This window comes from Nocardioides sp., from assembly GCF_047607185.1.
Lineage (GTDB): Bacteria > Actinomycetota > Actinomycetes > Propionibacteriales > Nocardioidaceae > Nocardioides.
Genome location: NZ_JASGDQ010000134.1, coordinates 14,099 through 30,846 on the forward strand (window position 1 = coordinate 14,099; position 16,748 = coordinate 30,846).

Consider the following 16,748-nt stretch of genomic DNA (forward strand, 5'->3'; position numbering starts at 1 on the left):
GACCATCACTCCCCTGCAGCCACGGTGGGCTGGTCGTCGGTGACGCCCGCGTGCTCCATGAGCGCGGAGATCGTCGGATTGGCGACGTCGAGCAGCGGGCCCGGGACGAAGCCGAAGAACACCAGCGCCAGCACCAGCGGGGCGAGCACGCCGACCTCGCGGCGGTCGAGATCGGCCGCGGGCTTGGCATCTCCGGCGTCGGCCGGCTCGGCAGGCGGGCCGGTGAAGACCCGTTGGTAGGCCCACAGCACGTAGATCGCGGCCAGCACGATGCCGGTGACGGCGACCGCGCCGGCCAGCCAGTGGTAGTCGAAGGCGCTGATCAGCACCAGCATCTCCGAGACGAACTGGGAGAGCCCCGGCAGGCCCAGCGTCGCCAGGCCAGCGACCAGGAAGAGCCCGGCCAGCACCGGGGTGGTCCGCTCCAGGCCACGCAGCTCGCGGATCGAGACCGTGCCGTGCCGCTTGAGCAGGAAGCCGACCACCAGGAACAGGCCGGCGGTGGCGACGCCGTGGTTGACCATGTAGAGGATCGCGCCCGTGCCGCCCTGGCTGGTGAAGGCGAAGATCCCCAGCGTGATGAAGCCGAAGTGGGACAGCGAGGTGAGGCCGACCAGCCGCAGCAGGTCGTCCTGGCCGATGGCGAGGAAGGCGCCGTAGACGATCGAGATCAGCGCGATCACGATCACGACGGGGGTGGCCCACTTCGAGGCCTCCGGGAAGAGGCCGAGGCAGAACCGCAGCATCCCGAAGGTGCCGATCTTGTCCAGGATGCACACCAGCAGCACGCTGGTGGGCGGGGTCGCCTTCTCGGTGGCGTCGGCCAGCCAGGTGTGCAGCGGGAAGAGCGGCGCCTTGACCGCGAAGGCCACGAAGAAGCAGAGGAAGATCCAGCGCCCCGCAGTGGTCGAGATGTCGAGCTGCTGCAGGTCCGTCAGGAGGTACGACGGCTCGCCCGCGTCGGAGGAGACCACGTAGAGACCGATGACGCCACCGAGCAGCACCAGGCCGCCGCCGAGCTGGTACATCAGGAACTTCAGCGCCGCCCAGCTGCGCCCCTCGCGGCCACCGTGCACATTTCCGTGGGCCCCGATGAGGAAGTAGGCGGGGATGAGGGTGGCCTCGAAGACGACATAGAAGAGCAGCACGTCGGTGGCGGTGAAGACCACCAGCGAGAAGCCCTCCAGCGCCAGCGCCCAGGCGAAGAACGAGGGCCGGTCGGTGTCGCGCCAGCCGGCGATCAGCACGATCGGCACCAGCGCCACGGTGAGCAGCACCATGAGCAGGCCGAGGCCGTCGAGGCCGAGCGCGTAGTGGGCGCCGAAGGCCTGGATCCAGGTGTGGGTCTCGGTCAGCTGGAAGCCGGAGTCGTCCCGCTTGAACTGGGTCGCCGCGATCACGCCCTGGATCAGCGCGAGCACCGAGAAGCCGAGCGCGACCTGCTTGGGTCGGCCTCCCCCGGCGGGGGTGATCATCGTGACCAGCGCGCCGACGAGCGGCAGCGCGCACAGGATGGTCAGAGTCATGACAGGTTCACCGCCAGCAGGGCCAGGACCACGACGAGGGTGCCGCCGAGGACGGAGAGGGCGTAGGAGCGGACGTAGCCGTTCTGGAGTCGCCGGAGCAGCCCGGCGACGGCGCCGACGGCGACCGGCCCGCCGGTGAGCAGCCCGTCGACGACGTACTTGTCGGTGGCGAGGAGCGTGCCGGTGAGCTGCTTTCCGGGAGCGACCACGAGGGTGTCGTTGATGGCGTCGCCGTAGAGGTCGTGGCGGGCCACGACCACCGGCCAGGCCACCCGCTCGGGTGCCTGCGCGGGCACCGGGCGGCGGCCGACCAGCACCCAGGCGAGCCCGACGCCGATCGCGACGACGACCACGGTGATGACCGAGACCAGGATGGCGGGGATGCCGCCCTCCTCGTGCTCGGGCGTACCGGTGACCGGGGCGAGGTAGTCGCTGATCCAGTTGCCCAGCAGCATCACACCGCCGAGCACGGAGAGCGCGGCGAGCACGACCAGCGGGCCGGTCATCACCTTCGGCGACTCGTGCGGGTGCACGCCGGGCTGCCAGCGCTTCTCGCCGAAGAAGGTCATCAGCATCAGCCGGGTCATGTAGAAGCCGGTGATGCCGGCGCCGAGGAGCGCCAGCACGCCGACGTACCAGTGCTCGTGAAGGGCGACCTCGATGATCTTGTCCTTGCTCCAGAAGCCGGAGAAGCCGGGGAACCCGATGATGGCGAGATAGCCCATCGCGAAGGTCAGGAAGGTCACCGGCATCGCCTTGGACAGCGCGCCGTAGTGGCGCATGTCCACGTCGTCGTCCATGCCGTGCATGACGGAGCCGGCACCGAGGAACATGTTGGCCTTGAAGAAGCCGTGGGTGAGCAGGTGGAAGATCGCGAAGGCGTAGCCCGCGACGCCCAGGCCGGCGCCGAGCATCATGTAGCCGATCTGGCTCATCGTGGAGCCGGCCAGCACCTTCTTGATGTCGTCCTTGGCCGTGCCGATGATCGCGCCCCACAGCAGCGTCACGGTGGCGACGATGACGACCACGGTCTGCGCCGCCGAGGCGTGCTCGAAGACGAAGTTGGAGCGCACCACGAGGTAGACGCCGGCGGTGACCATGGTGGCCGCGTGGATGAGCGCGGAGACCGGGGTCGGGCCCTCCATCGCGTCGAGCAGCCAGGCCTGCAGCGGCACCTGGGCGGACTTGCCGCAGGCGCCGAGCAGGAGCAGCAGGCCGAGGGCGTTCATGGTGCCCTGGCTCGCGCCGTCGGCGCTGTGGCTGATCACCGTGAAGCTGACCGAGCCGAAGGTGACGAAGCTGAGCATGATCGCCAGCGAGATGCCCATGTCGCCGACCCGGTTCATCACGAACGCCTTCTTGGCGGCGGCCGCGGCGCTGGGCTTGTGCTGCCAGAAGCCGATCAGCAGGTACGACGCCAGGCCGACGCCCTCCCAGCCCAGGAACAGCACCAGGTAGTTCTCGGCGAGCACCAGCGTGAGCATCGAGGCGAGGAAGAGGTTGAGATAGGCGAAGAACCGGCGCCGGCGCTCGTCGTGGGCCATATAGCCGAGCGAGTAGATGTGGATCAGGCTGCCGACGCCGGTGATGAGCAGCAGGAACAGGCTCGACAGCGGGTCGTAGAGCAGGTCGGCGCCGACGTCGAAGTGGCCGGTCTGGATCCAGGTGTAGAGGTGCTGGGCGTGTTGCCGCTCGCCCTCGTCCTGGCCGAGGTTGGCGATGAAGAGGATCAGGCTGATGACGAAGGAGCCGATCGGCAGCAACGTCGCGAGGTAGGGGCCCCACTTGTCGGTGAGCCGGCCGCCGAGCAGCAGCGCGGCGGCGCCGAGCGCGGGCAGCGCGATGACCAGCCAGAGCAGGCTGAAGACGCCGCCTGCCTCGACGGGCGCGACGACGGGGATGCTCGACACATCGTGGAAGGGCATGTCAGTCCCCTAGAACTTCAGCAGGCTGGCGTCGTCGACGCTCGCGGAGCGCCGGGTGCGGAAGATGGTCATGATGATCGCGAGCCCGACCACGACCTCGGCGGCGGCGACGACCATCACGAAGAAGGCCGCGACCTGGCCGTCGAGGTTGCCGTGCTGGTGGGCGAAGGCGACCAGGGCGAGGTTGGCGGCGTTGAGCATCAGCTCGACGCACATGAACACCACGATGGCGTTGCGCCGGGTGAGCACCCCGACCGAGCCGATGGTGAACAGGATCGAGGAGAGCACGATGTACGGCGTCACGTCGGTCATGCGATCCACCTCCGAGGACACGAGCGCAGCGAGGCCCGGAGGAGGCGGGTGAGCATGGCCGGTCGAATGCTGCTCACTCTTCGGCCTCCTTCGCGATCTGGGTGGGTCGGTCGAGCTCGGCGGGCACGCCGCGCACCGAGCCGCGGGCGGCCAGCACCCGGCTGACGGACTTCTCCGACGTGGAGCCGTCCGGGAGCAGCGCCGGGGTGTCGACGGCGTTGTGACGGGCGAAGGTGCCCGGTGGCGGCAGCGGGCCGAGGTGGGTGCCCAGCTCGGTGAAGTCGCGCACCCGCTGCTTGGCGAGGTCGGCCTGGGTGGGCAACGGGTCGAGCCGCTCGCGGTGGGCGAGCACCATCGCGCCGAGCGCGGCGGTGATGAGCAGGGCGCTGGTGACCTCGAAGGCGAAGACGTAGCGGGAGAACAGCAGGTTGGCCAATGCCTTGATATTGCTGCTCCCGTTGGCCTCCTCGAGGCCGACCATCGTGCCGAGGCTGAGCTGCGCCGTACCGATGACCAGGGTGACGCCGAGCAGCAGACCGCCCAGGACCGCCAGGACGCGCTGGCCCCGGATGGTCTCGACGACCGAGTCCGAGGCGTCCACGCCGACCAGCATCAGCACGAACAGGAACAGCATCAGGATCGCGCCGGTGTAGACGATGATCTGCACCGCGAACAGGAAGGGCGCGTCGAGGCCGGCGTAGAGGACCGCCAGGCTGATCATCACGACCGCCAGCAGCAGCGCGGCGTGGACCGCCTTGCGGACCACCAGCAGGCCGAGGGCGGCCAGGACCATGACCGGGGCCAGGATCCAGAAGGAGGCGGTCATTCGGCGTCCTCGCTGGCGGCGAAGGTGCCCCCGACCGGCGCGGCGGCGAACTCGCCGCGGTAGTAGAACTCGGCGTCGTCGGCCAGCCGCATCGGGTGCGGCGGCTGCTCCATGCCGGGCAGCAGCGGGGCCAGCAGATCCTGCTTCTCGTAGATCAGGTCGGCGCGGTTGTCGTCGGCCAGCTCGTATTCGTTGGTCATCGTCAGCGCCCGGGTCGGGCAGGCCTCGATGCACAGCCCGCACAGGATGCAGCGCAGGTAGTTGATCTGGTAGACGCGGCCGTAACGCTCACCGGGGCTGAACCGCTCCTCCTCGGTGTTGGCAGCGCCCTCGACGTAGATCGCGTCGGCCGGGCAGGCCCAGGCGCACAGCTCGCAGCCGACGCACTTCTCCAGCCCGTCGGGCCAGCGGTTGAGCTGGTGACGGCCGTGGAAGCGGGGCGCGGTGGGCTGCTTCTCGAAGGGGTACTGCTCGGTGACGACCTTGCGGAACATGGTCCGGAAGGTCACCCCGAATCCGGCGACCGGGTCCCAGAGGGACTCCTTGAGCGTCATGCCGGCTCCTTTCCGAACTCAAGCGGTCCCGCCGCGCCGCGAACGGCGCCACCGGCGGGCATCGGCGGCGTCGGGAAGCCGGTCGGCTCCCCGGCGGGCTCCTCGGCGACGGCCTCGGCCGGCGGCTTCTTGGCGGGGACGAAGGTGAGCGCCAGCGAGATCGCGGCGAGGACGACCAGGGCGATGATCAGCGTGCGCCGGTCGAGGCCGCCCTCGTTGTCGATCGCCCGCATCGCCGCGACCAGGACGAGCCACGCCAGCGAGACCGGGATGAGCACCTTCCAGCCGAGCGCCATGAACTGGTCGTAGCGCAGCCGGGGCAGCGAGCCGCGCAGCCAGATGAAGACGAAGACGAAGAAGAACACCTTGCCGAAGAACCACAGCACCGGCCACCAGCCCTCGTTGAAGCCGGCGTAGAGGTGGTCGATCCAGAACGGCGCCCGCCAGCCGCCCAGGAACAGGGTGGTCGCCAGTGCGGAGACGGTCGCCATGTTGATGTACTCGGCGAGGAAGAAGAGCGCGAACTTCAGGCTGGAGTATTCGGTGTGGAAGCCGCCGACCAGCTCGCCCTCCGCCTCCGGCAGGTCGAAGGGCGCCCGGTTCGTCTCGCCGACCATGGCGATGCAGTAGATGACGAAGCTCGGCACCAGCACGATATTCCAGGTGCCCTGGGCGGCGACGATGTCGGCGGTCGAGAGGCTGCCGGCGTACATGAAGACGGGGACGAGCGCGAGACCCATGGCGACCTCGTAGGAGATCATCTGGGCCGAGGAGCGCAGACCGCCGAGCAGGGAGTACGTCGAGCCGGAGGACCAGCCGCCGAGCACGATGCCGTAGATGCCGACCGACGCGATGGCCATCACGAAGAGCACCGCGACCGGCATGTCCGTCAGCTGCAGCGGAGTGTGGTGGCCGAACAGGTTGACCTCGGGGCCGAGCGGGATGACCGCCCAGGTCAGGAAGGCCGGGACCACCACGATCACCGGTGCGAGCAGGTAGACGGCCTTGTCGGCCGCCTTGGGGATGATGTCCTCCTTCAGCGCCAGCTTCACGCCGTCGGCGAGGGACTGCAGCAGGCCGAAGGGGCCGTGCACGTTGGGACCGATGCGGTGCTGCATCCGGGCGACGACGCGGCGCTCCCACCAGATGTTGAACAGCGTCAGCAGCACCAGGATCAGGAAGATCGCGACGGTCTTGATGACGATGATCCACCAGGGGTCGTGGCCGAAAGCGTCAAGCACGAGACACCTCCACGGGCGAGCCGGGGCTGGCCAGGTCGGCGAGCAGTCCGCGACCGGTGGAGTTGGCCGGCAGCCACACCACGTCGTCGGCGAGGTCGGCCGCCTCGGCGGGCAGCGTGACCGAGCCCCGGTCGCCGGTGATGGTCACCGTCGTGCCGAACTCGTCGAGGTTGCGCTGGCTGAGCCGGGCCACCGCCGGCCGGGCGGTGGCGGCCAGCGCCTTGTCACCCTGCTGCAGCACGCCGTTGTCCAGCATCAGCTTCCACGTGGCCAGCCTGAACCGCCGAGTCGGCAGAAGTGCTGGCTCAGAGACCGCCGAGTCGGCACTAGTGCCGGCGTCTTCCACAAGGTGGACCAGCACTTCTGCCGACTCGGCGTCCTGAGAACTCACACTTCTGCCGACTCGGCGGTATTCGTCGGTCACCTCCTGGAGGATGCGGGTCTCCGTCAGGGCGTTGGGGTTCTTGAAGACCCGCGGGAAGGCTCGCTCGCGGCCCTCCCAGTTGACGAAGGCGCCGGCCTTGTCGGTGATCGCGGCGGCCGGGAAGACCACGTCGGCCCGCTCGGTGACCGCGGTACGACGGACCTCCAGGCTGACCACGAACTCCGCCGCCTCCAGCGCGGCCAGGAATGCCGCCGGGTCGGCGGTGTCGTCGGGGTCGACGCCGCCGACGACCAGCGCGCCGATCTCCCCGGCAATGGTCGCGGCGACGATCTCGTCGGCGTCGCGGCCGCCCTCGGCCGGGAGCAGCCCGGCCTCGACCGCACCACGGTCGCCGGCGCGGCGGGGCACCCAGGCCCACCTGGCGCCGGTCGCCGCGACCGCCGGCAGCGCGCCCGGGGAGAGCGCGAGCCGCTCGCCGGCCAGGATGACCGCGCCCTCGGGCAGGTCGAGCGCCGCGATCGCGGCCGCCTCCTCGCCGGGCGCGGTCCGCACCAGCTCGGCGGAGAGCTTGGCCGACCCCCGCGAGGTGTACGGCGCGACGGCGACCACCTTGGTGCCGCCGTGGCGGACCGACTTACGCAGCCGCAGGAAGATGCTGCCGGCCTCGTCCTCGGGCTCCAGGCCGGCCAGCACCACGACCGGGGCGGCCTCCAGGTCGTCGTACGTCACGCCGAGGCCGCTGCCGGCGACGTGTTCGCGCAGGAAGCCGGTCTCCTCGGCCGAGAGCGGCCGGGCCCGGAAGTCGACGTCCTCGGTGCCGAGCGTCTCGCGGGCGAAGGCCGCGTAGGCCCGGGCGTCGGCCAGGGTGAGCCGGCCACCGGGCAGCACCGCCGCGGCACCGGCGGCCGCCAGGCCACGAGCGGCGACCGTGAACGCCTCCAGCCACGAGGCCGGCCGTAGCGTTCCATCCTCGCGGATCATCGGGTAGGCGATCCGGTCGTCGCCGTAGAGGTAGGCGAAGCCGAACCGGTCCTTGTCGGTGATCCACTCCTCGTTGACCGCCGGGTCGTTGCCGGAGAGCCGGCGCATCACCTTGCCGCGACGGTGGTCGACGCGGATCGCGGCGCCGCAGGCGTCGTGCTCGCCGACCCCGGGGGTGGAGATCAGGTCGAAGGGCCGGGAGCGGAAGCGGTACTCCTCCGAGGTGAGCGCGCCGACCGGGCAGATCTGGATGGTGTTGCCGGAGAAGTAGGAGTCGAACGGCTCCCCGTCGGCGATGCCGATCTGCTGCTGCGCGCCCCTCTGGATCAGCGAGATGCCGGGGTCGCCGGGGATCTCGGCGGCGAACCGGGTGCAGCGCTGGCAGACGATGCAGCGCTCCCGGTCCAGCAGGATGGTGGGGCTGAGGTTGATCGGCTTGGGGAAGGTGCGCTTGATGCCGGCCCCGTTTGCAGAGAAGCGGGACTCTCCTTGTCCATTCGACATCGCCTGGTTCTGCAGCGGGCACTCGCCGCCCTTGTCGCAGACCGGGCAGTCGAGCGGGTGGTTGACCAGCAGGAACTCCATGATCCCGTGCTGGGCCTTGGTCGCGGTCGCGTTGGCGGTCTCGACGACCATGCCCTCGGCGACCGGGATGGTGCAGGAGGCCTGTGGCTTGGGAAAGCCGCGGCCGTTGCCGGCGTCGGGGATGTCGACCAGACACTGTCGGCAGGCGCCGACGGGCTCGAGCAGCGGGTGGTCGCAGAACCGCGGGATCTGTACGCCGACCTGCTCCGCGGCGCGGATCACGAGCGTGCCGGGCGGCACCGAGACGGGGATGCCGTCGATGGTCAGGCTGACCAGCTGCTGGGCCTGGCGCTGCTCGACCTCTTGGCTCGTCATGCCGTGACCTCCTCGGGAGCCGGCGCCCAGAGCGTGGACCGGGCGGGGTCGAACGGGCAGCCGCCCTGACGCAGATGGTCGAGGTATTCCTCGCGGAAGTGCTTGATGCTCGACGTGATCGGGCTGGTGGCGCCGTCACCGAGCGCGCAGAAGGCGCGGCCCAGGATGTTGTCGCACTGGTCGAGCAGCAGGTCGAGGTCGGCCTCGGACCCCTCGCCCCGCTCCAACCGGGTGAGCACCTGCACCAGCCACCAGGTGCCCTCGCGGCAGGGCGTGCACTTGCCGCAGGACTCGTGCTTGTAGAACTCCGTCCACCGCAGCACCGCCCGCACCACGCAGGTGGTCTCGTCGAAGATCTGCAGCGCGCGGGTGCCGAGCATCGACCCGGCGGCGCCGACGGACTCGAAGTCGAGCGGGGTGTCGAGCTGCTCGTGAGTGAACAGCGGCGTCGAGGAGCCGCCCGGGGTCCAGAACTTCAGCTCGTGGCCCTCGCGGACGCCACCAGCGAGGTCGAGCAGCTCGCGCAGGGTGATGCCCAGCGGCGCCTCGTACTGCCCCGGCCTGGTCACGTGACCCGACAGCGAGAAGATGCCGTGGCCCTGGGACTTCTCGGTGCCCATCGAGGCGAACCACTGCGGGCCGTTGGCGATGATGGCGGGCACCGAGGCGATCGACTCGCAGTTGTTGATGACCGTCGGGCTGGCGTAGAGGCCGGCGACGGCGGGGAACGGCGGCCGCAGCCGGGGCTGGCCGCGACGCCCCTCCAGGGAGTCGAGCAGCGCGGTCTCCTCGCCGCAGATATAGGCGCCCGCGCCGGCATGGACCACGAGATCCAGCGAATAGCCGGAGCCGTGGATGTCCTGGCCGAGGTGGCCGGCGGCGTACGCCTCCTGCACGGCGGCCTGCAGCCGGCGGATCACGTGCAGCACCTCGCCGCGCACGTAGATGAAGGCGCGGTTGGCGCGGATGGCGTAGGAGCTGATGATGACGCCCTCCACCAGCACGTGCGGGTTGGCCATCATCAGCGGGATGTCCTTGCAGGTGCCCGGCTCGGACTCGTCGGCGTTGACCACCAGATACTTCGGGTTCGGGTTGTCCTGCGGGATGAACGACCACTTCATGCCCGTCGGGAAGCCGGCGCCGCCGCGGCCGCGCAGGCCGGAGTCCTTGACGGCGGCGATGACCTCGTCGGGGGTCATCGTCAGCGCCTTGTCCAGGCCCGCATAGGCGCCGTACGACGCCAGGGTCCAGGAGCGCTCCTCGGCCCAGTTCTCGGTGAGGACGGGGGTCAGGGGGTCAGTCATCGGAGGTCCCCTCCTTCGAGACGGTCTCGGTCACCGTCTCGCTCTCGGCACGGCGGGTGTCGGCCTCCTCGACGGCGGCCAGCTTGCTGTCGGGCTGGGCGGCTGCGTCCCGGCCGCCGACCGTGGCCGGCGCGGACCAGCCGCGCTCGCGGGCGATCCTCAGGCCGGCCAACGAGGCCGGGCCGGCGCTGGGGCCCTCGTCGGCGAGGCCGTCGGGGAAGCCGGCGAGCACCCGCTCGGCCTGCCGCCAGGTGCACAGCCGGGGGCCCCGGGTGGCGTGCCGCTCGACGCCGGCGCGCAGGTCGTCGACCAGCGCGACGGCGCTGTCGGGGGTCTGGTTGTCGACGAACTCCCAGTTGACCATCACCACCGGTGCGTAGTCGCAGGCGGCGTTGCACTCGACGTGCTCCAGGGTGACGCTGTGCTTGTCTTCTGGGCGAACCGCCGTGGTCTCGTCGTTGCCGACGTCGAGGTGCTCCTTGAGGCGGGCGAAGATCTCGTCGCCGCCCATCACCGCGCACAGCGTGTTGGTGCAGACCCCGACGAGGTAGTCGCCGACGGGGCGGCGCTTGTACATGGTGTAGAACGTCGCGACGCCGCTCACCTCGGCCGGGGTGATGCCCAGGATCTCGGCGCACGCCTCGATGCCCGCAGGGGTCACATGGCCCTCGGCGGACTGCACCAGGTGGAGCATCGGCAGCAGGCCGGAGCGCGGCTGTGGGTAGCGGGCGGCGATCTCCTTGAGCTCGTCGTACGTCGTGGCGTCGATGCTCACCGGTCGACACCTCCCATCACCGGGTCGATGGAGGCGATGGCCACGATCACGTCGGCGACCATGCCGCCCTCGGACATCACGCTGGTCGCCTGCAGGTTGGTGAAGGACGGGTCGCGGAAGTGGACCCGGTAGGGGCGGGTGCCGCCGTCGGAGACGACATGGGCGCCGAGCTCGCCGCGCGGCCCTTCGATCGGCACATAGGCCTGGCCGGCCGGGACCCGGAAGCCCTCGGTGACCAGCTTGAAGTGGTGGATCAGCGCCTCCATGGACTCGCCCATGATGTGCTTGATGTGGTCGAGGCTGTTGCCCATGCCGTCGGCGCCGATCGCGAGCTGGCTGGGCCAGGCGATCTTCTTGTCGGCCACCATCACCGGGGCGCCCTCCAGCTTGGCGAGCCGGTCGGCGCACTGCTCGACGATCTTCAGCGACTCCCACATCTCGGCGAGCCGGATCCGGAACCGGCCGTAGGAGTCGGCGGTGTCCCAGGTCTGTACGTCGAAGTCGTAGGTCTCGTAGCCGCAGTAGGGCTGGGTCTTGCGCAGGTCCCAGGGGTAGCCGGTCGAGCGCAGCACCGGGCCGGTGATGCCCAGCGCGAGGCAGCCCTCGAGGTCGAGGACGCCGACCTCCTCCAGGCGGGCCTTGAAGATCGGGTTGGCGTTGCAGAGGTCGGCATACTCCGGGAGCCGCTTCCTCATCAGGGTGATGAAGCCGCGAATCTCCTCCAGCGCGCCGGGCGGCAGGTCCTGGGCGACGCCGCCGGGCCGGATGAAGGCGTGGTTCATCCGCAGGCCGGTGATCAGCTCGAACAGGTCGAGCACCAGCTCGCGCTCGCGGAAGCCGATGGTCATGACGGTCAGCGCGCCGATCTCCATGCCGCCGGTCGCGATGGCGACCAGGTGGGAGGAGATCCGGTTGAGCTCCATCAGGAGCACCCGCATGACCTGGGCCTTCTCCGGGATCTGGTCCTCGATGCCGAGCAGCCGCTCGACGGAGAGGACGTAGGCCGCCTCGTTGAACAGCGGCGAGAGGTAGTCCATCCGGGTGCAGAACGTGACGCCCTGCACCCAGGTGCGGAACTCCATGTTCTTCTCGATGCCGGTGTGGAGGTAGCCGATGCCGCAGCGGGCCTCGGTGACGGTCTCGCCCTCCAGCTCGAGGATGAGCCGCAGCACGCCGTGGGTGGAGGGGTGCTGGGGGCCCATATTGACCACGACCCGCTCCTCGGCCACCTCGGCGAGCTGGTCGGTGAGCGCGTCCCAGTCCTGGCCGGAGACGGTGAAGACACGTCCCTCGGAGGTGTCGCTGTACCCGTAGTCCTGGCTGGTGCTCATCGCGTCCCCCTTCCCCTGGCACCTGACGTTCTGCACGCCTTTTCCGGCGTGTCGCGTGCGAAAAGGTCAGGTGCCCGCATCAGGTCGGTCGTCATGAGTAGCTCCTGCGCTGGTCGGGGGGCGGTGTCGAAGCCCCCTTGTACTCGACAGGAATGCCGCCCAGCGGGTAGTCCTTGCGCTGCGGGTGGCCCGGCCAGTCGTCCGGCATCAGGATCCGGGTCAGCGCCGGGTGGTCGTCGAAGATCAGCCCGAACATGTCGTAGGTCTCCCGCTCGTGCCAGTCGAGGGTCGGGTAGACGCTCGCCAGGCTGGGCAGGTGCGGGTCGGTCTCGGGGGCGCTGGTCTCCAGCCGGATCCGACGGTTGTGGGTCATCGAGAGCAGGTGGTAGACCGCGTGCAGCTCCCGGCCGGTGTCGTCGGGGTAGTGGACGCCGTTGACGCCGCTGCACAGCTCGAAGCGGAGCTTGTCGCGCAGGATCCTGCCGACGGTGAGCAGGTCCTCGCGGCGGACGTGGAAGGTGATCTCGCCGCGGTCGATCACCACCGACGGGTTGGCGACCTCCAGCTCGGCCGCCACCTCGTCGTACCACCCGCCGTACGGCGGCGAGGACGGCGCCGGCAGCACGACCGGCCGGACCAGGCCACCGTAGCCGGAGGTGTCGCCGGTGTCGTGGGCGCCGAACATGCCGTGACGGGTGCCGAGCTGCTCCTGAGCGACCGCCGGCCCCGGAGTCGGCAGAGCGTTGTCGGGGACGTTGCTCTCGGTCATCGCATCAGGCCCCTCATCTGGCTGGTCGGCAGCGCCTTGAGGGCGTCGCTCTCCTGCTGCTCGATCTCCTTGACGCGGTTGGCGCCGAGCTTGGTGTGCTGCACCTTGTCGTGGAGCTTGAGGATGGCGTCGATGAGCATCTCCGGGCGCGGCGGGCAGCCGGGGAGGTACATGTCCACCGGGACGATGTGGTCGACCCCCTGGACGATGGCGTAGTTGTTGAACATGCCGCCGCTGCTGGCGCACACGCCCATCGCGATCACCCACTTGGGCTCGGGCATCTGGTCGTAGATCTGACGCAGCACCGGCGCCATCTTCTGGCTGACCCGACCGGCGACGATCATCAGGTCGGCCTGCCGGGGGCTGGCCCGGAAGACCTCCATGCCGAACCGGCCCAGGTCGTACTTCGGGCCACCGGAGGTCATCATCTCGATGGCACAGCAGGCCAGGCCGAAGGTGGCCGGCCAGAAGGACGCCTTGCGCATGTAGCCGGCGACGCCCTCGACGGTGGTCAACAGCACGCCGGAGGGCAGCTTCTCTTCGATTCCCATCAGTCATCTCCCTTTGAGCGTCGCGAGGCGCGGGCGCCGCCAAGGCCGAGGAGCGAAGGCGACTGAGCGAGGCCGCATGCCGAGCTTGCTCGCGTATGCGCGCCGAGCGAGGGAGCCAGGGCGCGGAGCGTCCTCGGCGACCTCAAGAGCGAAGCGGTCGTCGAGCGACGAGAACGAAGGCGGCGTCCGTGCATCGTGGCGCTCAATCCCAGTCCAGTCCGCCGCGACGCCAGACGTAGGCGTAGGCGACGAACACCGTGGCGATGAACAGCACCATCTCGACGAGTCCGAAGATGCCGAGCTGGTCGAACTGAACCGCCCACGGGTAGAGGAAGATGATCTCGATGTCGAAGACGATGAAGAGCATCGCGGTGATGTAGTACTTCACCGGGAAGCGACCGCCTCCGACCGCCTGTGGGGTGGGCTCGATGCCGCACTCGTAGGAGTCGAGCTTGACTCGGTTGTAGCGCTTCGGGCCGACCAGGCTCGACATCACCACGGACCCGACCGCGAACAGAGTCGCTAGCGCGAGCAGAGCCAACACCGGGGTGTAGAGCTGCATCTGCCGCTCCCTCCTACCGTCGCCACAACGGACAGGCACTCGTCATTGAGATTGAGTGGTCTTGTGATCTTGTGAACTGGATCACAAACCCCACCTATCCATTTCTACCACTCGCGAGTCGCGGCGTCACGCGTGTGGGGCGAACCGTTGACCAAGGTCCCGCGGATCCAGGACTTTCCCAACACGTTCTCAGGGTGGTTCGCAGGGTGACAACTGACTTGAGCCCAATATTGTCGGCGTGGACTGTCACACTCGTGCTATGGCCCGTGATCCCCTCGCTCGCATCCCCTGGTGGCAGGTGCAGGCCGTCCTCGGCGACGCCGACGACGGCCCGAGCTTCGCCTACACCATCGGCCTGGCCGACCGGGGCCTCCCCGAGCTCCACATCTGGGCCCGGCCGAGCCTTGGCGAGGATCCCGGCCACGACTGGAGCTTCAGCCCCAGGGATCTGACCCACCTGCTCAACAGCCTCGCGTCCCGGCTGGCCGAGGGCAGGCTCGATGTCGGCGACGTCTGGGAGGAGTCCTACGACGCCGGTCTGGTCACCGTCCGCTTCCGGCTCGACGCGGCCGAGGACGCGGAGTCGCTCGAGGCGCTCCAGGTCCGCGGCTCCCCGGTCTGCCCGGTGCGCTGGTCGCTCCATCGCGCTCCCGCTGGTGCGCCGACGCCGCTCGACGATGCCGCCCGCGCCAGAGCCACGACGGCCTTCACCCGGCTCGTCTCGGCGGCGCCCGAGGTGGCGGCTCCGCCGGGCTGGGAGGTGCCGGCGGTGCCGTCCTGGGATCCGGAGCAGCGGTGGGGGCCGCTGGCCCCACTGGTGGCGGCGCGGGCGGCGCGGCTGGTCGACGCCGGGCCGGAGCAGCTGGTGGATCTGCTCAACCTCGCCGTGCCACTGTTCGAGGAACATGCCATGGGCGAGCCGATCGTCGTCGCCCAGGCGGTCGCCCGTAGTGCCGGTCGCGGTCGTGCGGTCGGGGCGCTGCTGGCCGACGCCGCCGAGTTGGTCGAGGGGCTGGGCGTCTCCTGGGCGGTGCCTGCCTGGCGGGCCGCCTATGCCTGGTTCAACGCCGACGGCAGCGAGCCGACGCCGGAGTCCCTCGTCCGCCACCTGGTGCGCATCGTCGTACAGCCTTGGCTCGTCACGACCGCCGTCGAGGACCTGCTCGACCGGCCGGCGCGGCTGCACGGCCTCGGCCCGGTGACCGCCGCGCTGGCGGGCACTCGCGCCTGTCCGCCGGGTCCGGACTGGTGTGCCGCCGACCACGTGGTCGATGCGATCAGACGAGTGGTGGTCCGGGCCGGCGCAGCCTCGCTCCTGGACGCGGTGATCAACTGGCAGACCGGATTCGATGAGAGTCACACGACCGCTCGTGGGCAGATCGCCGCCCGGGCGGTGACCTCGGCCGCGATGTTCCCTGACTTCCGCTCCACGCTGCCCGCTCGACTGCTCCGGGAGCTGACGAGCGCCCAGCTCCGGCGCCGGGTCGACGACTGGGCGGTCCAGGACTGGCTGACGACCCTGGCCACGGTCCTGATCCATCGAGCCGTGCTGAGCGAGAAGACGGTCGCCGCCGTGCTCCAGTGCGGCGGCACGATGCCGGGCCTGGCCGCCGTCGTCAACCAGCCACTCGCGACCGAGGCGGGGAAGCGCTGAGGCTCCTGGCGGAAGCTCTTAGAGCGCGTTTGAGAACTTGGTTTTATCGTGTGAGTTGGCGTGACATGGTCATGATGAGTGCGATGTGGACGAAGGCTTCGTGGCGTTCGGGGAGGGTCTCGTAGTCGCGGACGAGGCGGCGGTGCCGCATCAGCCATCCGAAGGTGCGTTCCACGACCCAGCGGCGGTGCAGCAGTTGGAAGCCCTTGACGTCGTCGGAGCGTTTGACGACCTCGGCGAGGATGCTCCACACCTGTTTGGCGAGGGTGATGAACCGTCCCGCGTACCCGCCATCTACCCAGACGTGGCGGACCTTGGAGAAGCGGTTTCCGAGGAGCGCGAGGACCCGGATCGCTCCGTCGCGGTCCTGGATCGACGCGGCCGTGACCACGATCGCCAGGAGCAGCCCGTTCGTGTCGACGGCGATGTGGCGTTTGCGGCCTTTGGTCTTCTTGCCCGCGTCGTATCCGCTGGTGTCTTCGTGGACCTGGTTCGAGGCGCGCACGGTCTGCGCGTCGATCACCGCCGCCGTCGGCTCCGGGTTCCGGCCGAGCCGGACGCGAAGCCGGTCGCGCAGAGCGTCGTGGACACGCTGCCACACGCCCTGCCTGGCCCACGCGGAGAACCACCAGTACACCGTTCCCGACGGCGGGAACCCTGCCGGTAACGCCGCCCATGCGATGCCGTTGCGAGAGACGTAGAAGATCGCGTCCACGACCAGCCGGCGCGGCCACTTCGCGTTCCGTCCGCCCTTCCCGTGCTCGTTACCGGGCCGTGGCAGGAGCGGATCGATGACCTCCCACTGCGCATCCGTGACCGAGGAGGAGACATAGCCTTTCGCGATGCGTTCCAGGACGGGTCCGTGGGACGGGCACACACCGCAGGCGCAAATACAGGAAGATGGCATGAGGAAGGACTCCTGCAACGAGGTGGATCTTGGTCGATCACCTGGCTAACAGGAGTCCTTCCTCACACCACCGCAACCCGCCGCAAGTTCTCAAACGCGCTCTTAGAGATTCCGCAGGTAGGGCAGAGTCGGCGCGCCGCCGCCCCAGCACGTGCCTGAGCACCTTCTCCTCAGTCGCCGTGGCTCCGCCACGGCTCCTTCGTCGGCGGCACTCAGCCACGCACTGGAACGACGCCTCGCTCGAC

The 16,748-nt window shown here is 69.6% G+C and carries 15 protein-coding genes; 1 reads left to right on the top strand and 14 read right to left on the bottom strand.

Features of this window, described 5'->3' with window-relative positions; genetic code table 11:
* Nucleotides 1–5 precede the first annotated feature (5 nt).
* From QM595_RS15710 to QM595_RS15770, 13 genes are all read right to left on the bottom strand, one after another.
* The gene (locus QM595_RS15710; RefSeq protein ID WP_415172516.1) at nucleotides 6–1,526 is read right to left on the bottom strand and encodes an NADH-quinone oxidoreductase subunit M; all 1,521 of its coding nucleotides are present in this window, start codon (nucleotides 1,524–1,526) and stop codon (nucleotides 6–8) included.
* On the bottom strand, nucleotides 1,523–3,451 hold the full coding sequence (gene nuoL, locus QM595_RS15715) for an NADH-quinone oxidoreductase subunit L (protein WP_415172517.1): 1,929 nt from the start codon (nucleotides 3,449–3,451) through the stop codon (nucleotides 1,523–1,525). The genes QM595_RS15710 and nuoL overlap by 4 nt, the downstream gene beginning before the upstream one ends.
* 9 nt (nucleotides 3,452–3,460) lie before the next feature.
* On the bottom strand, nucleotides 3,461–3,763 hold the full coding sequence (gene nuoK, locus QM595_RS15720; protein WP_415172518.1) for an NADH-quinone oxidoreductase subunit NuoK: 303 nt from the start codon (nucleotides 3,761–3,763) through the stop codon (nucleotides 3,461–3,463).
* A gap of 73 nt (nucleotides 3,764–3,836) precedes the next feature.
* Entirely contained in the window at nucleotides 3,837–4,589 is a 753-nt protein-coding gene (locus tag QM595_RS15725; RefSeq protein ID WP_415172519.1) for an NADH-quinone oxidoreductase subunit J, read from the bottom strand.
* Nucleotides 4,586–5,143: an NADH-quinone oxidoreductase subunit NuoI gene (gene nuoI / locus QM595_RS15730; protein ID WP_415172520.1), complete on the bottom strand. Its 558-nt coding sequence runs from the start codon at nucleotides 5,141–5,143 to the stop codon at nucleotides 4,586–4,588. The genes QM595_RS15725 and nuoI overlap by 4 nt, the downstream gene beginning before the upstream one ends.
* A complete protein-coding gene (nuoH, locus tag QM595_RS15735) occupies nucleotides 5,140–6,384 on the bottom strand; it encodes an NADH-quinone oxidoreductase subunit NuoH (RefSeq protein WP_415172521.1) in 1,245 nt (414 codons plus the stop codon). The genes nuoI and nuoH overlap by 4 nt, the downstream gene beginning before the upstream one ends.
* Nucleotides 6,377–8,650: an NADH-quinone oxidoreductase subunit G gene (locus QM595_RS15740; protein ID WP_415172522.1), complete on the bottom strand. Its 2,274-nt coding sequence runs from the start codon at nucleotides 8,648–8,650 to the stop codon at nucleotides 6,377–6,379. Before QM595_RS15740 ends, nuoH begins: the two co-directional genes overlap by 8 nt.
* Nucleotides 8,647–9,954, bottom strand: coding sequence for an NADH-quinone oxidoreductase subunit NuoF (gene nuoF / locus QM595_RS15745; protein WP_415172523.1), 1,308 nt, complete (start codon nucleotides 9,952–9,954; stop codon nucleotides 8,647–8,649). Before nuoF ends, QM595_RS15740 begins: the two co-directional genes overlap by 4 nt.
* The gene (gene nuoE / locus QM595_RS15750) at nucleotides 9,947–10,729 is read right to left on the bottom strand and encodes an NADH-quinone oxidoreductase subunit NuoE (RefSeq protein ID WP_415172524.1); all 783 of its coding nucleotides are present in this window, start codon (nucleotides 10,727–10,729) and stop codon (nucleotides 9,947–9,949) included. Before nuoE ends, nuoF begins: the two co-directional genes overlap by 8 nt.
* Complete coding sequence (locus QM595_RS15755) at nucleotides 10,726–12,060, bottom strand: NADH-quinone oxidoreductase subunit D (protein ID WP_415172525.1); 1,335 nt, start codon at nucleotides 12,058–12,060, stop codon at nucleotides 10,726–10,728. The genes nuoE and QM595_RS15755 overlap by 4 nt, the downstream gene beginning before the upstream one ends.
* Nucleotides 12,061–12,151: 91 nt before the next feature.
* Nucleotides 12,152–12,829 (bottom strand): NADH-quinone oxidoreductase subunit C, encoded by a 678-nt coding sequence (locus tag QM595_RS15760; RefSeq protein WP_415172526.1) that lies wholly within the window; start codon nucleotides 12,827–12,829, stop codon nucleotides 12,152–12,154.
* Nucleotides 12,826–13,380 carry a NuoB/complex I 20 kDa subunit family protein gene (locus QM595_RS15765; protein ID WP_415172527.1) on the bottom strand — a complete coding sequence of 185 codons (555 nt, stop codon included), beginning with the start codon at nucleotides 13,378–13,380 and terminating at the stop codon, nucleotides 12,826–12,828. Before QM595_RS15765 ends, QM595_RS15760 begins: the two co-directional genes overlap by 4 nt.
* Nucleotides 13,381–13,582: 202 nt before the next feature.
* A complete protein-coding gene (locus QM595_RS15770; RefSeq protein WP_415172528.1) occupies nucleotides 13,583–13,942 on the bottom strand; it encodes an NADH-quinone oxidoreductase subunit A in 360 nt (119 codons plus the stop codon).
* Between the two features lie 259 nt (nucleotides 13,943–14,201).
* On the opposite strand from QM595_RS15770, the gene QM595_RS15775 reads away from it, so the two are divergent.
* Nucleotides 14,202–15,596: a hypothetical protein gene (locus tag QM595_RS15775; protein ID WP_415172529.1), complete on the top strand. Its 1,395-nt coding sequence runs from the start codon at nucleotides 14,202–14,204 to the stop codon at nucleotides 15,594–15,596.
* 43 nt (nucleotides 15,597–15,639) lie between these two features.
* Here QM595_RS15775 and QM595_RS15780 read toward each other — a convergent pair whose 3' ends face one another.
* A complete protein-coding gene (locus QM595_RS15780) occupies nucleotides 15,640–16,521 on the bottom strand; it encodes an IS5 family transposase (RefSeq protein WP_415172530.1) in 882 nt (293 codons plus the stop codon).
* Nucleotides 16,522–16,748: the final 227 nt, after the last annotated feature.

Coding starts and splice junctions, on each gene's coding strand:
- QM595_RS15710 (WP_415172516.1), bottom strand. CDS start 1,526: ATGACTCTGACCATCCTGTGCGCGCTGCCGCTCGTCGGCGCGCTGGTC.
- nuoL (WP_415172517.1), bottom strand. CDS start 3,451: ATGCCCTTCCACGATGTGTCGAGCATCCCCGTCGTCGCGCCCGTCGAG.
- nuoK (WP_415172518.1), bottom strand. CDS start 3,763: ATGACCGACGTGACGCCGTACATCGTGCTCTCCTCGATCCTGTTCACC.
- QM595_RS15725 (WP_415172519.1), bottom strand. CDS start 4,589: ATGACCGCCTCCTTCTGGATCCTGGCCCCGGTCATGGTCCTGGCCGCC.
- nuoI (WP_415172520.1), bottom strand. CDS start 5,143: ATGACGCTCAAGGAGTCCCTCTGGGACCCGGTCGCCGGATTCGGGGTG.
- QM595_RS15740 (WP_415172522.1), bottom strand. CDS start 8,650: ATGACGAGCCAAGAGGTCGAGCAGCGCCAGGCCCAGCAGCTGGTCAGC.
- nuoF (WP_415172523.1), bottom strand. CDS start 9,954: ATGACTGACCCCCTGACCCCCGTCCTCACCGAGAACTGGGCCGAGGAG.
- QM595_RS15755 (WP_415172525.1), bottom strand. CDS start 12,060: ATGAGCACCAGCCAGGACTACGGGTACAGCGACACCTCCGAGGGACGT.
- QM595_RS15760 (WP_415172526.1), bottom strand. CDS start 12,829: ATGACCGAGAGCAACGTCCCCGACAACGCTCTGCCGACTCCGGGGCCG.
- QM595_RS15765 (WP_415172527.1), bottom strand. CDS start 13,380: ATGGGAATCGAAGAGAAGCTGCCCTCCGGCGTGCTGTTGACCACCGTC.
- QM595_RS15770 (WP_415172528.1), bottom strand. CDS start 13,942: ATGCAGCTCTACACCCCGGTGTTGGCTCTGCTCGCGCTAGCGACTCTG.
- QM595_RS15775 (WP_415172529.1), top strand. CDS start 14,202: ATGGCCCGTGATCCCCTCGCTCGCATCCCCTGGTGGCAGGTGCAGGCC.